The 19,716-nt window shown below is 73.0% G+C and carries 9 protein-coding genes and 1 pseudogene; 4 read left to right on the plus strand and 6 right to left on the minus strand.

The features are described 5' to 3' along the window. Window positions 1-7,814: pseudogene (locus B085_RS49720) on the minus strand (hypothetical protein); the annotation flags it as partial. A 182-nt stretch (window positions 7,815-7,996) separates the two neighbouring features. Between B085_RS49720 and B085_RS0132570 the strand changes: the two are divergent. Together B085_RS0132570 and B085_RS44510 are read left to right on the plus strand one after the other, a co-directional pair. After that, window positions 7,997-8,863, plus strand: a complete 867-nt coding sequence (locus B085_RS0132570) for a hypothetical protein (protein WP_026251687.1) — start codon at window positions 7,997-7,999, stop codon at window positions 8,861-8,863. A 50-nt stretch (window positions 8,864-8,913) separates the two neighbouring features. Further along, a complete protein-coding gene (locus B085_RS44510) occupies window positions 8,914-9,213 on the plus strand; it encodes a hypothetical protein (protein WP_158689870.1) in 300 nt (99 codons plus the stop codon). Window positions 9,214-9,319: 106 nt separating this feature from the next. On the opposite strand, the gene B085_RS0132580 is transcribed toward B085_RS44510, so the two are convergent. Genes B085_RS0132580 through B085_RS0132590 form a run of 3 tightly spaced genes read right to left on the minus strand, consistent with a single transcriptional unit; the run spans window position 9,320 to window position 15,577 of the window. Next, entirely contained in the window at window positions 9,320-13,816 is a 4,497-nt protein-coding gene (locus B085_RS0132580) for an FtsK/SpoIIIE domain-containing protein (protein ID WP_018562800.1), read from the minus strand. A gap of 19 nt (window positions 13,817-13,835) precedes the next feature. Continuing rightward, entirely contained in the window at window positions 13,836-14,993 is a 1,158-nt protein-coding gene (locus B085_RS46000) for a hypothetical protein (protein ID WP_018562801.1), read from the minus strand. Next, complete coding sequence (locus B085_RS0132590) at window positions 14,990-15,577, minus strand: sigma-70 family RNA polymerase sigma factor (protein WP_018562802.1); 588 nt, start codon at window positions 15,575-15,577, stop codon at window positions 14,990-14,992. The genes B085_RS46000 and B085_RS0132590 overlap by 4 nt, the downstream gene beginning before the upstream one ends. A gap of 178 nt (window positions 15,578-15,755) precedes the next feature. Here B085_RS0132590 and B085_RS48935 point away from each other — a divergent pair, with 178 nt between their 5' ends. Then, window positions 15,756-16,745: an RICIN domain-containing protein gene (locus B085_RS48935; RefSeq protein ID WP_018562803.1), complete on the plus strand. Its 990-nt coding sequence runs from the start codon at window positions 15,756-15,758 to the stop codon at window positions 16,743-16,745. A gap of 90 nt (window positions 16,746-16,835) precedes the next feature. Here the strand turns inward: B085_RS48935 and B085_RS0132600 are convergent, their stop codons facing one another. Together B085_RS0132600 and B085_RS0132605 are read right to left on the minus strand one after the other, a co-directional pair. Continuing rightward, window positions 16,836-17,783, minus strand: a complete 948-nt coding sequence (locus B085_RS0132600; protein ID WP_018562804.1) for an SIS domain-containing protein — start codon at window positions 17,781-17,783, stop codon at window positions 16,836-16,838. 164 nt (window positions 17,784-17,947) lie between these two features. Next, a complete protein-coding gene (locus B085_RS0132605) occupies window positions 17,948-18,736 on the minus strand; it encodes a DeoR/GlpR family DNA-binding transcription regulator (RefSeq protein ID WP_018562805.1) in 789 nt (262 codons plus the stop codon). Window positions 18,737-18,868: 132 nt separating this feature from the next. Between B085_RS0132605 and B085_RS0132610 the strand changes: the two genes are divergently transcribed. Beyond that, window positions 18,869-19,702 carry a class II fructose-bisphosphate aldolase gene (locus B085_RS0132610; protein WP_018562806.1) on the plus strand — a complete coding sequence of 278 codons (834 nt, stop codon included), beginning with the start codon at window positions 18,869-18,871 and terminating at the stop codon, window positions 19,700-19,702. Window positions 19,703-19,716 lie beyond the last annotated feature (14 nt).

Here is a 19,716-nt window from a genome sequence, read left to right on the forward strand (position 1 = left end):
TGCGCCAGATCCTGCTCCGAGGCATCGACCCGCCACTGATGCTGGTTCATCGCCCCCTGCGCACGACCCACCCTCACATTCAGATGAGCGTTGGAGGCATCCCCCGCGACCCGCTCCAGCGTGACGTGCAGAACGCTCTCATCGCGTAGCACCGCACCAGGACGGTTGAAGACCCGCTCCACACCCGACACCGCACGATCCCACAACGCGTCCACCTCGGACGGCGCCAGGCCCTCGTCGGCAAGCCGCACCCTCACCGTCAGATCAGTGACCGAACGGTCCCCCAACTCGAACCGGCGCACGTCATAACCCGCACGCACCTCATACCGCGGCGCATGCGCACCACCACCCCGCGGCGTCGACACCGGATCCACCCACGAATGCTTCACCGTGTCCGGCACCGCCGCACCACGCGCCGCATCCCAACCGGGATCCAACGTCAGATCCACCCGCCCCGCACCCGGAACCGAACCATGCAAGACGTCGTCCACCACACCGCCAGGCACGGAAACGCCCCTGGGCGACACACCATTGGCGTCGCCTCGGACGGGGAACGACTTGTCGCCCTGGAAGTGGACCCGCACGTCCTCCGCGCCGGAGCCGTGGACGACGGCGCGCTCCACGTCGTCCTGGAACCGGTGGATCGTATCGACCAGTCCGCTCGGCGGGAACCGGTTGTCGAGTGCCTCGATGAGCTTCTGTTCCGAGACGCCGAGGGCCTGTGCGAGGTTCCTGGTGTTGCCCGGCCGGCTGTTCCAGCCGGACTTGGCGTTGCTCGGCCCCACGTGGATGGACTTCGACGCGGTGTCGCTGGACGGGCCGTGCAGGTCGATCAGGTTCTGGTCGGTGTGCGGTCGCGCGGTGAGGTGGTACTTGCTCCCGGTGATCGTGACTTCCGTCGTGTTCGCCAGCTTCCCGCCCGCCACCGTCACGTCGGCCTCGTTGCCCGAGCTCAGCATGACGTTCAGGTGGACGGCCACCTCCGCTTCCGTCCCGCCGTCCACGACCTTGACCACGATCGGCCGTGACACGAGGTTCTTGCCGTCGTTGCTGCGGGTGCCCGCGCCGAACTCGAAACCGCCGAGCGTACGGCGCTCGTCACCGTTGCGGCCGCCCGTGCCGACGACGACGTTCAGGATCTGGTCATCGGTCAGCTTCACGGAGCCGGCAGAGGCGGACGGTGCCGCCGGGGAGACGAACGAGGCGTCGGCGGACCGCTCGACGCGCAAGTCCGTTCCGGTGAAGAGGTCCGCCCTGGGCGCACCGCTCTCGTCGAGGAGCGAAGCCGTGAAGCGCAGGTCCTCGTAGTTGTCGTGCACTTCGTCGGCCGCGCCGAGGGACTTGCTCCCGCCGGGTGCGGGCGGCATGCCGGGACCGCCCGGGTGGCCGCTCACCGGCCCGGGCGCGTGGGCCGGCGAGGGCCCGGGACCACCGGTACCGCCCGGGTGGGCGCCACCGGATCCGGGGGGCGCCGGGGGCGCGGGGTGCACTCCGGGGGCGGAGGTCGCGGCGCCCGGTCGCGCGTTGTGGACCTCGACCGTGAACGAGAGCCCCTTGTCCTTGGCGAACTGCTCCAGCTGCAGCTTCTGCGCCTGCAGCCCAGCCGGGTTGAAGCCGTCGTTCACGAGCACGACGCGGTCGAGGTCGTCCCACTTCACGCCACCGTGGAGCTGGGCCTCGAAGTACCTGTTGAGCTTCCCCTCGAGCTTCCCCGCATCGCGCAGGCCGCGGAACGCACTGTCGTACTGGAAGTCGGTCGCCTCGGCGAAGGCGAGCCGGACCAGCACCTCGGGGCCGTGGTTGAGCAGCGGCAGCATATTGCCACGCCCGGTGACGCTCAGGGCGCCCTCCAAGCCCTGGCCGAAGCTGTCCGCAGGTGTGAACGTGGCCCGTTCCATCAGGTTGGGCTTGAGGTGGAAGACCGCCTGCCCGTACATCTTCACGCCGCTGGGCCGGTACTTGGAGGTGAGGGCGGCGTAGTTCGGGAGGTCCGCGAGGTCGGCCGCGGTCGGGGCGAACGCCTTGCCGCCCTGGCCCGGGTAGATCCCCGAGGCGTCCGTGGTCCGCTTCACGGACGCCGGCAGGCCGAGGGCCTCTTCCGTGTTGCCGCGCGTGACGTAGTACCCGGCGCCGGCGTTGTCGATCTCCCATGCGTTGCGGAGCAGTTGCTGGTCCGCGGTCATCGCGTCCAGCAGCGTGCCGCCGCCCGGCAGTTGGTTGCCGAGCTTGAGGTTCACCGTGAGCGACAGCTCGTCCTGCAGGTGCTTGTGGACCTTCGTGATGAGCTCACCGGCGTCCGCCCCGTCGAGCCGGTAGCCCTTGGCCCAGTCCCACTCACCGCTGCGCAGCTTCGTGGTCAGCAGGTCCGTGTCCGCCGCCAGCGTGCGCAGGGCGCGCCGTTCGGCCATGACGATGGCGGCGAGCTGCGGCATGCGCAGGTCGCGCAGTTCCGTACGGCCTTCGAGGGCCTGGAACAGCCGCGTGTTCTCGTCGAACGACTTCTGCTGCTGCAGCAGCACCGACTTCAGCGCGTCGTCGTGCTCCGCGCGCGCCAGCCCCTCGGTCAGGATTTCCTGGTGGGCGTGGAGATCGCCCTCGTAGGCCTCCCTGCCCTGGCCCTTGGGCCAGCCGTGGGCCGACTGGGGCTCGCTCAGCCAGTGGGCCACCGTCAGGTCCTGGCCGCTGGGCACCAGGGCGTGGCTGAACTTCCCGCCCTCCAGCGGGGTGACGACGTGGGTCGCGGACGGGACGTGGTCGACGGACTGCACGATGCCCTCGGGAGCCGGGGGCACCGCGTCGCCCCGGCCCTTGAGGTGCAGCAGCGAACGCAGACCGTCCGGAAGGCGCGGCGCGCCGCCGCCGAGGCCGTGGCCGGTGTAGGACTGCACCTCGGGGAGCGGTGCTCCGCCGGTCAGGTCGTTCCAGTGGGCCTCGGCCTGGGCCAGTGCGGCGTCGGCCTGCCTGACCTGCTGCCACGACTCGAGATAGCGGACGCCGTCGACCTCGGCGGAGGTGCCGACGCCGTCCACGTAGCGCGTCTGCAGGTCGTCGCGGATCGTCCGGGCGTTGATCAGCTCGCGGCGGGCGTCGGTGATGGCGGCCGACGCGTCGATCTCCGACAGGTCGTCCGCGAAGTTCCCGCGCACGCCGCCGTGGTCCGATCCGGTGCCGGTGGTGTCCAGGGTGCCGCCGGGCGGCTTGCCCTTGCCCCTGTCCCCCACCACGGGCGGCGCGTCCGTGACATCGGCCGTCACGTCGCGCACCGCTCTGCCGGCCGAGCCATCGGGCACCGCCGGCCGCGCGTCGAGCACCGCGTTCATGAACCCGTCGGTGAACCGGCCCGCGTCGGTGTGCCACAGCGGCAGGTTCCGGGCCGCGTACAGATAGGCGTTCTCCAGCTGTGCCGCCGTGATCCGGTGCTCCTCCAGGACGTGCGTCCCGCCCGCCGGGGCCCCGTCGGCGGTCCCGCGGACGGCACCGAGCTCGCCCGGCGCACCCGGGCCCAGGGGGACCGGCGCGTCCCGGCCCGGCAGCAAGACCGTCAGCGAACGGGCGCCCGTCGAACCGTCGGTCCCCAGGACCAGCCGGATGTCGGCCGCGGGGTCGGCGATCGCGTGCTCCAGGTGCTGCCGCACCGGCCGAGTGTCGTCCATGAACCGTGCGACGTCGTCCCCGCCGGTGCCGACGTGGACGTCGCCCCCTCCGGTCCCCGGGTGCACGGGTGAGGGGGGACCGGAGGGCAGGTCGTCGAGCGAAGTCCGGAAGAGACCCATGTCCTGCAGCATGTCGTCGATCTCGCCGAACATGTGCTGCACGTCGGACGGGTAGTGCACCGAGGACGGCGGCAGGTGGCCGGCGGAGTCCCCCGCGGCCGACCCGACGGGACTCGGCACCGGCTCCGGCACGCTGTCCACGGAGCCCCTCCCGATCCCGGAGAGCGAGCCGTCGGCGGCGGGCACCGTCACCGAGGGGCCCGGCAGATCGGACAGCCCCGGTCGGAGCGTGCCGTACGTCTCGCCCAGCTGACGCGACAGCTGGCGTCCCGCGTCGTCACCAGAGTTGAGGATGGTGTGGGTGATCATCTTCTCGAACTGGCCGAGGATCGCGAGACGTTCCTTCTGCGGAACCGTCGCGACGTTGCCGTCGATCAGGGGACGCTGGTGGTCGAAGAGCACGAAGGTCTTCGCCTGGTCGGTGGCGCCTTGGACCCCGTCGGGGTCGACACGCCGCCAGTCCTCCACCTCCCCGAAGGCGTCCTGGTACCGGATCGTGTCGTCGGCGGTCAGCTTGGCCACGGGCGACGTGCCGTCCGCCCAGTGCCAGGCGCCGTCGCGGCGCAGCATCGTGTCGACGAGACGGTACGGGGCCGCCACCCACAGGTCCGCGACGGACTTGCCGAGCGCGGCGGACACGAAGCCTTCCGCGAAGCGCACGCAGTTGTAGCGGAACAGGTCGTACACGGCACCGGAGTTGGCCATCGCGTACCGGTACCCGTCGAACAGCTGCGCCGCCGTGATCCGGTAGGTGCCCAGTACGCGGACGTGCCCGGAGACGAGGTATTCGGCGTCGTTGACGATGGCACCCGGGTTGCCGAAGAGGTGTCCTTCCTCCGGGTAGAAGCCGATCGTGAGCGGCTTGCGCTCGCCCGGCAGCATCACGGCAACCATGGCGTGGCCGACGTCGTCGGAGAACTCGCGCCAGGTACGGCCTCCGGGGCTGGCCACGAGGGCCACTTCGATGTTCGCCGCGGGGTTGTCGATGGCCCGTTCCACGTGCTGACGCAGCGGGCGGATCAGGTCGACGAACTCCGAGAAGCCGTCCAGGTCCTCCGTCCCGTGCTCGCTGACCGGGGTGCCCGGCACCGAGTCGTCGTCGAAGTCGAAGCGCGAACCCAGCGGTGCCCCGGTGGCGTCCAGGTCCACGTCGTCGAGCCCGTCGAGCAGGCCGCTCTCGGGCCGCGGCGGCCGCGGCGGGACGGGCGGTGCGTGGTGCCCGCCGGGCCCGGGGCTGGTGGGCGCGTCGTGCGTGAGGTCGGTGTCCCTGACGCCACCGGGGAGGTGCCCGCGTTCCGGGCCTGCGAGGTGCACGGCCAACTGGTCGGCCTGGGCCCGGATGTCGACCTTGGTGAAGGCCGCGCCGCGGAGGTCCTCCAGCACCTGGCGTGCGGCGGTGACGGTCTCCACCGTCACCGCGCCGGATCCCATCTTGCCCAGCTTCAGGTTGACCTCGTGGAACAGTTCCGCCTGGTGCGAGTGCACGTGCCCGCCGCCCGACCCGGTCGCCGGTGCCGGGGCGGGGTCCTGGCGCAGCGGCACGGCGACGTGTCCGTCGCCGGTGACGGGCGCCTTGCCGTGCGTGCCCGGGGTGGCGACCACGTCGTCGGTGCCGCGCGCGGGCGCGCCGGCGAAGGCGTGACCCGTGTCGGCGTCCACGGCCTTCCCCGTCCCGGGAGCGCCGGCGAAGGCGGGGCCGTCGACGGGGCGGACGCCGCGGCCGTCGTCGAGGAGGTCGAGCGCGGAGCGGGCCGCGTCCTTGGGCGGTGTGCCGTGCACGCCGCCCTTGGGCACGCCGGGAGCGGGCGTGCCGTGGGGGGTGGAACCGGGCACGGCGTCGGTGGCCACGGAGCCGGGACGGCCGCTGCCGGCGGGCCGCACGATCTCGTCGAGGGTCAGATGGGCCTGGTTGGCGCGCGCGGCCCCTGCGACGTTGTCGCCGAGGTCGGCCCCGATGTGCGTGGGCACCGGGTTGTTCGGCGTCCCCTTGGCGCCGCCCGACAGCAGGTCGAACGCCGAGCCTCCGGCGGCGCCGGTGCCGCTCTGGTGCCCGGGGACCCCGGTGAGGGGGCCGTGGGCGCCGCCCGTTCCGCCCGGAGCCGCGAGCAGGTCGTGCACCCCGGCTCCGCTCGGCGGCGCCGGGACGCCGGTCAGCGCGGTGTGCGCGACGCCCGTCCCCGCGCCCGGGGCGCCGGGGGCGGCGAGCAGGTCGTGGAGCCCTGTGGCGCCGGGGGCGGGAGCGGGCACTCCGGTGAGTGCGGTGTGCACCGCGCCGGTCCCGCCGGGCGGTGCCGTCAGGACGCCCGTCGGGCCCTGCGCGAGCAGGTTGCCCCCGTTGCCCTTGGCGACGAGGGCGGCGACGTCCACGCCTTCGTGCACGACCGGGGTCCCGGCGGAGCCGGGCACGTACAGGCCGGAGGAGTGCGTCACATGGCCGCCCGGGGCCGCCGCGCTCACCCCGAGTCCCCCGCTCATCTGGCCGGGCGCCACGTCCATGGCGTCGATCCTCATCCGGCTCATCTGTGTGCCGGCGATGTCGACCACGTCGTCCATGTGGCGCACTGCCCGGAAGCCCGCCGTCGAGTTGTCGAAGACGGCGTTCGCACCGTGCACCGCGACGGGGTTGACCGTGCCGACCCGCAGCCCCGTCAGGTCGACGGTGCTGACGGGCGCCACGGAGAAGGAGGACGGGCGGACGGAGGTGTGGGTGTCGGCGAAGTTGCCGAAGCGCACGTTCTCCAGGTCCATGCGGGCCATGTTGATGTTGGTGTGCCCGAGGTCCAGGTGCGGGGTCGCGCCGTGCGGGCCCATCGGCACGGCGCTCGCGGTGTGCGCGATCGTGCCGCCCACCGGCAGGTCCCACACGCCGCGGCCCATGACGCCGCGGTCCCAGAAGCCCATGCGCAGGGCGCCCTTCAGCCCGTACTCCGCGACGTCGGTGTGCGTCACGGGCAGGATCAGGCGCGTCCACTTGCCGCCGGCCATCTGGCTGCTCCAGGTCTCCTGCGCGAAGATCCGGAAGTTCTGCCACGCCCCGGGGGCGCCGGCCCTCACCGCCGACCCCCACCCGCGCACGACCACGGGGATGGCGCGGACGCCCTGCACGACGACGAGCCCGCCCTTGACGAACACCGAGCCGGCGAGGGCGGGCACGTTGTGGAAGTTCTGCATGACCCACAGTCCGCCCTGGCGCACCCAGCTCAGGCTGATCCGCGCGACGTCCCTCAGGCCGGTGAAGACGGTGGCGAACCGGAACCCGTTGACCAGGTCCTTCAGGGACAGGAAGCCGTTGCGTCCCCACTGGAGGACGGCCTTGAAGCCGGACTTGAGGAGGCCGCCGATGGCGAAGATCGGCAGTGCCTTCGTGGTGGGGGCGATGATGCCGAGGCCGGCGAGGAACAGGTCGAGGAAACCGATGTCTCCGCGGGCGAAGTCGATGGCCGCCTTCACGAACAGCGTCATGTTGACGCCGAGGGCGAGCAGGGCGACCGGGCCGCCGAAGATCAGCGCCGGGACGATGAGGATGATCGCCAGGATCTGGAACATCTCCCAGAAGACCTGGCAGTCCGAGATCGGCAGCCGGATGTCGGAGGCGTTTCTGATCGCGTTCGCGATGGTGTTGCCCACGTCGGCGAGATGCGTGTCCGCGTTCTGGGCGGTCTGCCGGTGGACCTCGATCTGCGGGTCGTCCTTCGCCAGGCCGCGTGCGGCCGACAGGGCGCCGTCGGCCTGGCGCTGGGCATCCTCGATGTGGTTCGCCCAGGCACTGAGGTTCTGGGAGACCTCCCAGAAGGAGTCGGCCACGTCGTGGATGTGGTTGCGCAGCCTCTCGTCGACCTTGCCCCGCAACGCGTCGGCGGTCTTCCCCGCGAAGACACTGCTGTCCGCCGTGTTCATCACCTGGTCGATGGCCTGCGCGATGGACCTCGCCTGCGTGCCGATCTTGACCAGGTCATCGACCAGCAGACGGATCTGGACCGGGTCTCCGGGGGTCGGATCCCCGTGGAGGCCGAGAACGTTCCAGTCGCTCGGGCGAGGCATGTGAGGGATCCCTCCCAGTTCGGTGCGGAGGAGCACGGCGGAGCTCTCCACGAGGACCACGCGCGGCACACTCCTGCGGTTCATGTGACGTGGGTCAAACCCGCGCGCGGCGGTGAACCGGCGGAGGCCGTGGTGCGTGGTCGTGGTGACCGGATTCTCCAAGGACCGACCGGAGGTCCCCCGTGCCCGAGATCAAAATCGACTACGACGTCCTCAACGCGGCCAAGCGCGACCTGGAAGCCCTGGCGGGCGAGATCGACCCGCTCATCAACAAGGGCGTCTTCGGCCGCCTCGGCTCGGGCAGCGGTGAGGCGGAGGCGATCCTCGGACACGAGGGCGTCGCCAGTGCGATGTCGCTCTTCCACACCAACGCGAGCGGCACCATGAAACGCGCCGACAAGGGCCTGAAGGAGCTGGCCGGCGCCTTCGGCGGCGTGGGCGAGGCGTTCCGCGAGTTCGACCGCGAGCTGGGCGCCGAGATGGGTGTGATGAGCGCCAATCTGCACGTTCAGAACTGGCGGCAGCAGAAGGACCTGTGGGACTACAAGCAGAGCCACCTCAAGGAGTGCGAGGGGCCCGGCAAACTGCCGGACTTCTGCTCCGCCACGAACCCCGGTGACACACCGCCCGACTTCCACGTCGACACGCCGAACGGTTCGATCGACTCCCACGTGGAGGTCGACAAGGACGGCCACGTCATCAAGGAAGTGACCACCGTCAAGTACGACGGCAGCGAGTACACCTCCACCACCAACTACAACGGTCCGAGCTACACGACGGACACCACGTATCCCGACGGCAGCACCTCGCACACGGTGGCCAACATCAACGGCGACGGCAGCGGCTCCATGACCGTCACCGGCAGCGACGGCAGCCACACCGAGTACACCCGCGGCCCCAAGGGCGCCGACGGGAAGGCGCCGGAGTGGACGTGGTCCGGCGGCGACAAGCCGGGCGGCGGCCCCGACGACCCGAAGAACCCCAACAACCCGGACACTCATCCGCAGAGTCCGGGTACCCACGGCGGCACCAACCCCAAGATCGCCTGATCGGGGACACCACCCCCCCAGGCCGGTCATCAGAACAGAAAGGCGACGCAATGCCTGCGATTCACATCGTTCCCGAGGACGTCCGGCAGCGGGCGGCGACTCACGCGGCCACCTGCCAGGAGTGGATGACCCGGCTCGGGAGCCTGAAGGGCCAGGTCGAGAGCATGCTCAACGACGAGCTGGTGCTGCCCCAGGCCAGCCCGGCCATCCGTGACGCCTACGAGCAGTTCACGGGAAGCCTCACCCAGGCCATCCACGGCCTGGAGAACTTCGGTGAGGCGTTCACCTCGATCGCCAAGGGCGCCGAGGACTTCGACACCCAGGTCGCGAACAACTTCAACAAGAAGTAGGGGACGCGCGCGAAGGGCCGGGCGGGAGTCGTCTCCCGCCCGGCCCTTCGTGGTGTGCGGGGCCCGTGCCGTGGCCCGCACCGCGGTGCGGGCCACGGCACGGGCGTCACTCGGTGCGGAGCGAGGTCAGCGGCACCTGGAGCGCCATCACCTCGTTGCCCGGTCCCGCGGTCCAGCCGCGGCCCGCGTGGGGTGCCACCCGGGTGACGGCGTGCGGCAGCCGCACGCCGATCAGGTCGCCCTCGGTGGTGCTCTTCGGGCCGAGCAGCAGGCCGCGGCGGGCCTTGCGGGCGCTGGACATCCAGCCGCTCATGCCGCCCTGGACGCCGTCGGCGGTCGCGGCGTAGACGAGGCCGAGGCCCTGGTCGCGGCCGGAGACCGTGATCTCCTTGAGGAGCTTGTCCGCGCCGGACATCGCCAGCAGGTCGGCGTCGTCGACCATCACCACCCGCGGGCCGGGCAGCGCGGCGAGCGCGGAGCGCACCGCCTCCTCGGTCGGTTCGGTGTCGGTGATGACGCGGACCGTGGTGTGCCGGCTGAGTCCGCGCAGCGGGGACTCACGCGGGGTGAGGACGACCAGTGAGGTTCCCCCGGCGAGCAGCGAGACCGCCAGCGAGGCCAGCGTGTTGCTGCGTCCGGACCCGGTGGGGCCGATGACGCCGAACACCGCGGACGCGCCCGCGAAGTCCACGCCGACCGGCTCTCCCCCGTCGCCGCCGATGCCCAGCAGGCCCCACAGGGGCCGCCGCTGCCCGGCGGGCACCTTGTCGTAGACGTCGGCGAACTCCGCCGACCGCGGCAGCGAGGCCACCGTGAAGGGGCGCCGCGCCTGCGGCACCCGCGCGTCGCGCTTGAGCGCCGCGGCCCCGATCTTGCGCAGCGCCTCGACCTGCTCGGTGCCGCCGCCAGGGGCGAGCAGCGCGATCTGGGTCTCGGTGCCGGTCAGGACGTGCCAGCCGCGGCCGGGCGGGATCTCCGCCGGCAGCTTGCCGGGCTTCATGCCGACGGCCTGGACGTCGGAGCGGTCGCCGGGCCGCAGGAGCAGCCGGTGGTCGTTGTGCGCAGCCATGCGGCCGCTGAGCAGGGAGCGTTCGGAGGTGCCGACGAAGTGGATGCCGGCGCCGGCGCCTTCGCGCACCAGGCGGACCATGTCCTGGTACATGTGGCTGTACTCGTGCTCGTCGAGCATGGCCGACAGGGCGTCCCAGCCGTCGACGAGCAGCAGGATGTGCGCGGGGCGTTCGGCCTTCGGGAGCACCTTGCGCAGTTCGTCGATGCCGGTGGCGCTGTGCTGCTGCGCCAGCTCCTGGCGGTGGACGAGTTCCTGGTTGAGGCGGCGCAGCAGCCGTTCCAGCCGCTCGGTGTCGTGGCGGGGGACGACCGCGCCGCAGTGCGGGAGGGTGGTGAGCGCGGCCAGGCCGCCGCCGGCCGCGTCGATGCCGTAGAAGTGCACGTCGGCGGTGCTCTGATGGCGGGCGGCGGAACCGGCCAGGGTGCGCAGCACCTGGGTGCGGCCGGAGCGGGGGGCGCCGATGACGTACAGGTGGCCGAAGCTGCCGAGGTCGGCCGCGGCCACGTGGCGCTGCTGCAGCTGCGGCACGTCCTCCAGGGCGTACGGGATGAGCAGGCGTCCCTCGCGGACGGGGTTCATCGCGTCGAGGTCGTCGAGCAGGACCCGGCGTTCCAGCGCGGGCAGCCAGGGACTCGGCTGCGGGGTGTAGTCCTCGAGCTGGTCCGCGGCCCCGCGGATCTCGTCCACCAGCACCTGCAGGTCGGTGGGGGCGGGCGCCTGGACGCTCTGGGTGAGGACGACCTCGGACGCCGCCGGGGCCGCGGCCCGGCCGAGCGCGTCCCAGGACAGCTCCGACGCCACGACGGGCTTGCGGGCGCCGCTTTCGGCCTCGGTCTCCTCGGCGGACTTCGGGCGCGGGCGCTCGGCGCCCACCCACGCGGTCTGGAAGGGGTCCGCGGACTTGGGGCCCCGCCGGACGAGGGCACGGCCGGGGGTGGTGGCGGAGATGTCGACGGCGTCGTTGACGTCGATGACGTCCTGGCTCTCGGACTGGTCGGTGACCCGCAGGGCGATCCGGAGGTTGGTGTTGGCGCGGATGTCGCCGGTCACCACACCGGCGGGACGCTGGGTGGCCAGGATCAGGTGGATGCCGAGCGACCGTCCGCGCTGGGCGATGCTGATGAGTCCGGGGACGAAGTCGGGCACCTCGCGCACCAGGGTGGCGAACTCGTCGATGACCAGCAGGAGCCGCGGAAGCGGCGCGAGCGTGGGGTCGGCGGCGCGCTTGGCCTGGTACTCGGGGAGGTCCTTGGCGTCGGCCGCGGCCAGGACGTGCTCACGCCGCATCAGCTCGGCGCCCAGCGACTCCAGGGCGCGCTCGACCAGGTGGGCGTCGAGGTCGGTGACCATGCCGAGGGTGTGCGGCAGGTTCGCGCACTCCTTGAAGGCGCTGCCGCCCTTGTAGTCGACGAGGACGAAGGTCAGCTCGTCGGGCCGGTTGGCGGTGGCGAGTGAGGCCACGAAGGTCTGCAGCAGCTCGGACTTTCCGGAGCCGGTGGTACCGGCGACCAGTCCGTGCGGGCCGTCCTGGACGAGGTCGAGGGAGAACGGGCCCTCGAAGCCGCTGCCGAGCACGAAGGAGGTGGCGGCGGGACGGGACCGCCAGCCCGCCAGGATCTTCTCGGCGCTGGGCGGTTCCTGGTTCAGCAGGTCCAGCAGCTTCACGCGCTGCGGGAGTCCCGCGTCGTGCTCGGGGCTGACGTCGCGGACCGGCGCCACGGCGCGGGCAAGCTGCTCGCACCACTCGGGCGTGACCTGGTCCGCGCGGACCCCCGGGACCTCGGGCGTGCCGGGACGCTTGACGGTGAGCCGGCCGGCCTCGGCGAGCACCACTCCGGTGCTCTCCTCGGGCAGCAGCCGCTCCTGCTCGTCGAGGCACAGGCTGAAGACACGCGCGGCCGGACCCTCGGTGAGGACCTGGACCATGCCGGGCACGTCGCGCAGCCGCCGGGCGCCGTCGGCGATCACCAGGACGTCGGGGCCGACGAGGACGCCGTTACGGTCGGAGCTCGTGGCCCGCTTGCGCACCTGGATCTGCGCGACCAGCTCCGACACTCGGGCCGCGGTCGACTCGGGGTCGTTGCCGATCAGGACGAGCGGACCGCCGGGCGCGGCGGGCCGCACGTGCGGGAGCCAGCGCACCCAGGCCCAGTCGTCGGCGCGGCTGGAATCGGTGAGCAGCACGATCCGCAGGTCGCGGGGGCTGTGCAGCACCGCCGCCTGCACGGCCATCCAGCGGGCGAGCGGCTGCACCTCGGCGGCGGGGCCGGCCACGCCCACCACGCCGTGGCCGGTGAGGTCCATGCCGATGGGGGCGTCGGGGATGTTCCAGCGGATGGTGCGGTGGTTCTCGTCGCGGGCGGGGTCCTCGAGTTCGCGCAGCGAGGGCTGGTCGGCGGTGCCCAGCCGCAGCACGAGGTGGTCGGGGTCGTGGCGGCGCCGCTCCCACAGCCGGCTGCCCGGCCCGGTGGCCATCAGGGCGACGGCGGCGGGGTCGGGGGCGGTGACCTGGCGTATCCGGCGCTCCCGGGCGACGGCCTCGCGGACACCGTCCTCGACGACGGTGCGGCGCCGGTTGTACTGCCGGTCCGCCTCCTCGTACTCCTTGCGGGCCGTGCGGCGGCCGGTGACCCAGTTGGAGACCATCATCATCGGGCCGAGCAGGATGAAGGCGAGGAAGTAGTACGACTTGAAGATGGCGACCATGAAGAAGCCCATGATCACCGGGGCGATCATCATGGCCGCGGGGAAGGGCCGCTTGGCGGGCGGCGAGGGCGGCGAGGGCAGCCGCACCCGCTCGCCGTCCAGGTGCGGGGCGATGCGCGGCGGGCGGTTGTAGTCGATGCCGAAGCCGTCCGCGGACTCGGTGACGGCGGCGTCCGCCTCGACCGGAGCGCTCATCCTCAGCAGGACGGAGCCGACGGTCAGGTCCTCGCCGGGCGGCCACGGCACCAGCTGTCCCCGGGCGGCGGTGCGCTCGGTGGTGACCTTGTGCGGGCGGGTGCGGCGCAGCGCGGTGACCGCGTCGTCGGGCGGGGGCGCGGCGACCCGGCCGCGCACCTCGTCGCCGGGCGCGGTGCCGGTGCGGTGCCAGTGCGCGGAGCCGTCCGCGCCAATCGTCACCCACAGACCGCCCTGGGGGACGCCGTCGCCCTCGAGGCGGATCGCGCAGAGCGGTCCGGAGCCGGCTTCGTGGCTGCCGAACCCGAGCCGCCAGGTGCGCCCGGCCTGCGGTCCGGAGACCACGTGGACCTCGGCGAGCACCGGTCCGGCGCCGGTCTCCGCGCCGACGCGGACCCGGTCGGGATCCGCGCCGGGGGCGCCCAGGCTCAGGACGCCGCCTTCGCGCAGTCCCGCAGCGGCGACGGACGCGTCGGGGTCGAGCCGGCGGCCGTCGAGGTAGAGGTCGCGGGTTCGCGCCCCGTCCACGGCCTCCGAGAGGTCCGCGACGGTGGTGCGTGCGGGCAGCCCTACGAGGTGGTCGCGGCGCGCGCCGTCCGCGCCGTCGACGGTGGTGATGGTGAGGTTCACGGTCTTCCCAGTTCGGGCGTCACGAGGACGAGGAGCGTGCGGTGGCGGCGGAGACGCCCGCCGGTCCGAATGCGGTCGGCTCGGCGAGGTCGCCGTCCTCTTCGCCGGGTTCAGCGGCGCCGGGGGCGGCGGGGGCCGGGGCGGGCTCGGGGCGGGGGGCGGTCGCGGAGACGGCCATGGCGGTGGACGGGAGCCCGGTCTCGACGAGGTCGTCGTCGGCGGACTGGGTGTGGAGCGTCTTCGGCGGGTTGGGGCCGGGGCCCCCGTCGTCCCCGGGGACGGGCGGCAGGGTGTGCACCAGCCGGGAGACGACGCGGGCCAGGGGCAGGGCGTCGACCGTGAGGGCGGGCGGGCCGCCGTGCAGGCGCAGATGGCCGTCCCGGTCCGCCTCCAGGATCAGGGTGCTGTGGTGGGCGACGCCCAGGGTGAGCAGGCGCATGCCGGCCGGCCGGTTGCGTTCGGGTGCCTCGGCGCTGACGGCGTAGCCGGCACCGGCCGGCTCGAACACGTCGACGGGGCCGTCGTGCCGGGGGTGCACCCCTGCGCCGACCACGACGCGGCCCGCGGGGAGCCGGGCGTCGAGCTGGGCGGCGAGGGCCTGGACGACCGCGCGGGCGGTGCGGCGTTCACCGGTGACGGAGACCGCCGGGGGAACGGCCGTCAGGTCGAGCAGCACCGCGTCGGTACCGGACCTGCCGAGGCAGACGAGTACCGGCGCCTCGCCGCCGTGCCCGGTCTCCGCCGCGGAGCCGAGGTCGGCGCGGCTGATCCACCACAGCCGCGGTTCGGCCGCGTCCCGGGCCCACGGCTCGGGCAGCGCGGACCCGCCGTGGCCGTGGGCGGCGTAGACGCCGACGACGTCGGTGCCCAGAAGCGCCGCGTACGGCCGCGCGTCGGGGCGGGCGGCGGCGGCCCGGCGCAGCGCGGTCGCGGCGTCCGTCCAGCCGGCGGCGTCACGGAGCAGCCGGCCGAGCACCCGCAGACCGCGCCGGTGCCTCATCTCCGTACGGACGGGCGTGGCGAAGGCGCGGGCGGCCGTCTTCAGTTCGCGCACGACGCGGCGGCGCAGTGCGCCCCAGCCGCCCTTGCGGCGGACGACCCAGTGCGCCAGGACGACGACGAGGATCAGCAGCCCGATGAGTCCGATGAGCCGGGTCCAGCCTGCGGGAACGTTCACGCGGCCACTCCGTCCACGCCTCGGCGGGCGAGTTCGGCCCGCAGGGCCCGCACACCGTGGTGGGTGCGGGACTTGACGGTGCCACGCGGCACGCCCAGTTCGGCGGCGGCGTCGGCTCCGGTCTGGTCCATCACGTGCACGCGGACGACCGCCTCCCGGTGCGCCGGGGCCAGGGCGCTCAGTGCGGCGAGCAGCACGGAGCGGTCCTCGACGAGGCCGGCGTGGTCGCCGGCGTGCTCGAGCGCGGTGCCCGCGAAGTCCGCGGCGGTGATGCCGACGGGTACGGCGCGGTCGCGGCGGCGGTGGTCGACCACGAGATTGCGGGCGACCCGGAAGAGCCACATGCGGACCGGCCGCTCATGCACGTCCAGCCGTTCTGCGCGCTGCAGGGCGCGCAGCATGGTCTCCTGCAGCACGTCCTCCGCGGCATGCACGTCGCGGCCCATCAGGCCGGTGACGAACCTTCGCAGGCTGTCCCGCTCGGCGATGATCAGGCTGGCGACAGCACTGTGTTCGTCGGCGTCGCCGGTGTCGTGCCCGGCGAGGATGTCCGCCCCGCCCTCACGACGGTCGGGCTCGTTCACACACATGGCGTACAGATTAAGCTGCTGAACGAGATGCTCTGACCACAGTGTTGGCGCATATTCGATCATTCGCTGTCATACTTGGTGAAATCTTAAACTAATGTTCACCTTGCCGAAATCGATGGGCGGACGCGCGCCCTACGCTTCCGCGCAGATTCCCGATCCGACAGGAGACCACGTGCCTCCCCATCCCGATCCACGGGACCCCGAGGTTCTCGACGGGGCGAAGCCCCGCTTCGCGGACACCTTCGCCCGACGCCCCTCCCTGCCGCACCGGCGGCTGCTGCCGGACCGGCGGGCGTGGAGTGTATTGGCGACCACCTCGGCCGTCATCGGCTGCGCGGTGCTGGTCGTGCCCTTGATGGCGCGAATCGATGTGCTGCCCGACGGGGGCGGCAAGGGCGACCCGGTGGCGGCCGTCGCGCCCAGCGCCTCGCAGAACGGCGTCGTACCGGCGTCGCCCGGCGCGAACGGTGCCAAGAGTGCCCCCGTCACGGGCAAGGACAACGCTCCCGTGACCGGCTCGCACGGGCAGTCCGGCAACGGCGGTTCCTCGGGCGGCACCGGCGGCGGTCTGCCGGCCGTGGGCGGCGACCCGGGCAGTACCGGGGGCGGAAGCGGCGGAGGCGGGACCACTGGCGGCGGCGGTTCCGCCTCCGGCGGCTCCGGCGGCGGTTCGGCCACCGGCGGCTCCACCACCTCCGGCGGCTCCTCGGGCTCCGGATCGGGTTCGTCGGCCGGCAACCCCACGCCGACCAAGACGCAGCAGACCGCCACCGTGCCCGGTGTGCGCATCCGCAGCGTGCAGAGCGGCCGCTGCATCGCGGTCAGCGGTGCGAAGTACAGCACCGGCCGCGACGGCGCCCGGCTGCAGATCCAGGACTGCGACGGCGGCGCCTGGCAGAAGTGGGACTTCCGCTCCGACGGGACCATCCGCGCCTTCAACATGTGCATGGACCTGGCCGGCGCCTCGTTCACCGACGGTGCGGTCATACAGCTGGCCCGCTGCAACGGCGGCTGGGCCCAGCAGTTCAGGCTCAACAGCTCGAACGACCTGACCAACAAGAACAAGTGCGTCGACGTGCTCGACAAGGGCACGTCCAGCGGCACCCCGCTGCAGCTGTGGACGTGCTACGGGACGCCGAACCAGAAGTGGTCCAAGGCCTGACGGTCACGGTCCCTGCCTGATGCCGTCCCCGCCCCTCCTGGGGGCGGGGACGGCATCCGCGTTCCGGCGTACGGGCGAAGCGCCCGGCCGTCAGCCCCGGCCGTCCGCCAGGACCACCGAGCGCGTGAGGTGCCGGGGCGCGTCCGGGTCGAGGCCGCGCGCCGCACCGAGCGCGGCGGCCAGCCGCTGGACGACGACCAGGTCGGCGAGGGGGTCGCGCCCCAGGGCGACCAGGCGGCCGCCGGTGCGCGCGATCTCCCCCTCCAGCCCCGCCGGGAGGTCCCCCCGGTCGCCGAACCACCACGCCACCCGGCCTGGCCCGGTGACGCTGATCGGGCCGTGCCGGTACTCCATGACCGGGTACGCCTCCGTCCAGGCGCCGGACGCCTCCCGCATCTTGAGCGCCGCCTCCTGCGCGACGCCGAAGGCCCAGCCGCGGCCGAGGAAGGTGAACTGCTCGGTCTCCAGCAGCCCCTCGGGCAGCGGCGCGGCGAGCGCGGCCTCCGCCTGGGCGGGCAGACCGGCGAGGTCCTCCCCCAGCAGCCTGCGCAGCAGGACGAGTTCGGTGGTGGCGAAGCGGGTCTGGACGACCGAGGTCTCGTCGGCGAAGTCCAGCACCACCGCCGCGTCGGCCAGTTCCATGACGGGGGTGGCGGGGTCGGCGGTGACGGCCACCGTGGAGGTGGTGCCGCGCAGCCGGGCCAGCACCTCCAGCACCTCGGTCGTCGTGCCGGACCGGGTGAGGGCGAGGACTCGGTCGTAGGACCGGCCGGCCGGCATCTCCGACGCGGCGAAGGCGTCCGTCTCGCCCTGGCCCGCGCTCTCGCGCAGCACCGCGTAGGCGTGCGCCATGAACCACGAGGTGCCGCAGCCCACGACCGCCACCCGCTCGCCGGGCCGGGGCATCGCGGCCCGCCAGGGCGCTTCCCGGTCGTCCGCGAGCGCGACGGCGCGGCGCCAGCAGTCCGGCTGGGTCGCTGTCTCGGTCTCGGTCCTGGTCCCGCTCCGGGTCTCGTTCCGGGTCTCACTCTGACTCATCGATGGACTCCGTCCCTGTCCGGCGGCCCTTGACACCGAGCACACCCCGTCGAGCATCATGTGTGAAGTTGCTCGACTCTAGCAATTTTCATGCAGAAAATTGCATGCTGCTTCATGGTCGGCGGGACGACGAAGGGAGGTGGCCGGTGCGACGGCAGGCCCGGTCAGGCCCTGAGGACCTCGACTCCGGCCGCCGTGAAGGGCTCGACGAGCGAGGCCGGGGCGTCCCCGTCCGTCACCAGGACGTCGACCTCCTCCACCGGGCAGATCCGCGCGAAGGCCCGCTTCCCCAGCTTGGACGCGTCGGCGACCACCACGACCCGCTCGGCGCGCCGGGCGAGCGCCCGGTTGATGCTCGCCTCTCCCTCGTGCCGGGCCGCCGCCCCCTGGGTGACGTCGACGGCGTCCACGCCAAGGAAGACCAGATCGAGGGTGAGCTGCGCGAGAAGTTCCGCGGCCAGCGGCCCGATCAGCTCGTACGAGGCCGGGCGGGCGACGCCGCCGGTCACCACCAGCTTCACGTGCCGCCGGACGGCCAGTTCACCCGCGATGTTCAGCGCGTTGGTGACCACCGTGAGCGCGGGCTCCGCCCCGTCGCCGGCGAGGTCGGGGCGTGCGGCGAGCGCCCGTGCCACCTCGGTGGTCGTCGTGCCGCCGTTGAGGCCCACCACGGTGCCCGGCTTCACCAGGGCCGCGGCCGCCCGGGCGATGCGCTCCTTCTCCGGGGCGTTGCGGGCGGCCTTGTAGCGCAGGGGCAGGTCGTAGGCGATCGCGTTGATCACCGCGCCGCCGTGGGTGCGGGTGACCATGTTCTGCCGGGCCAGTTCGTCCAGGTCGCGCCGGATCGTCGCGGCGGAGACCGCCAGTTCGGCGGCGGCCGGCTCGACCTCGACGCTCCCGTCCCGGGTCAGCATCTCCAGCAGCGCGCTCCATCGGGCCTGTGGTCCCGCCATCTCCTCGTCCCCTGTCGTCGGGTGTGCCGGCCCGGGTGCCGTGCCCTCGCGGGGCGGCGCACGTTTATGCCGTTTTTCCGGGTCGAACCATCACGTTCACGCAACATCATCCCATCGAGAGGTCGCCGCGTCATGCCGCTGGTCCCCACCGCCGAACTCGTCCGCGCGGCGCACGCCGACGGCCGCGGGATCGGCGCCTTCAACGTCATCACGCTGGAGCACGCGGAGGCGGTCGTCGCCGGTGCGGAGGCAGCGGGACTGCCCGCGGTCTGCCAGATCAGCGAGAACGCGGTCCGTTTCCACGGCGGTTCCCTCGCCCCGATCGCCCGTGCGACCGCCTCGGTCGCCGAGTCCGCCGCGGTCCCCGTGGGTCTCCACCTCGACCATGTCACCGACGAGGATCTGCTGCGCCGCGCGGCGGACTGCGGCTTCGGCTCCGTGATGTACGACGGGTCGGCCCTCCCCCACGCCCGGAACGTAGCCGCCACCCGTGCCGCCGCGGACTGGGCGCACGACCGCGGACTCTGGCTGGAGGCGGAACTCGGGGAGGTAGGCGGCAAGGACGGTGTGCACGCCCCGGGCGCCCGTACCGACCCTGCCGAGGCTGCCGCTTTCGCGGTGGCCACCGGGATCGACGCCCTCGCCGTGGCGGTCGGCAGCTCGCACGCCATGACGACGCGCACGGCGCGGCTCGACCACGAGCTGATCGGCCGTCTCCGCGGTGCGGTGACCGTCCCGCTGGTCCTGCACGGCTCCACCGGCGTGCCCGACGACGAACTGCGCCGGGCCGTCGCCGGGGGCATGGTCAAGATCAATATCGGCACGGCGCTGAACATCGCCTTCACCGGCGCGGTGCGCGACTTCCTGGCGGCCGACTCCGTCGTCGTCGACCCGCGCCGCTACCTGTCCTCCGCCCGCGCACGGATGGCCGCGGCCGTGGAGAGCGCCCTGCGCGTCCTCGGCTGACGGCGGACGGCGGG

The organism is Streptomyces sp. BoleA5 (assembly GCF_000373665.1).
Taxonomy (GTDB): domain Bacteria; phylum Actinomycetota; class Actinomycetes; order Streptomycetales; family Streptomycetaceae; genus Actinacidiphila.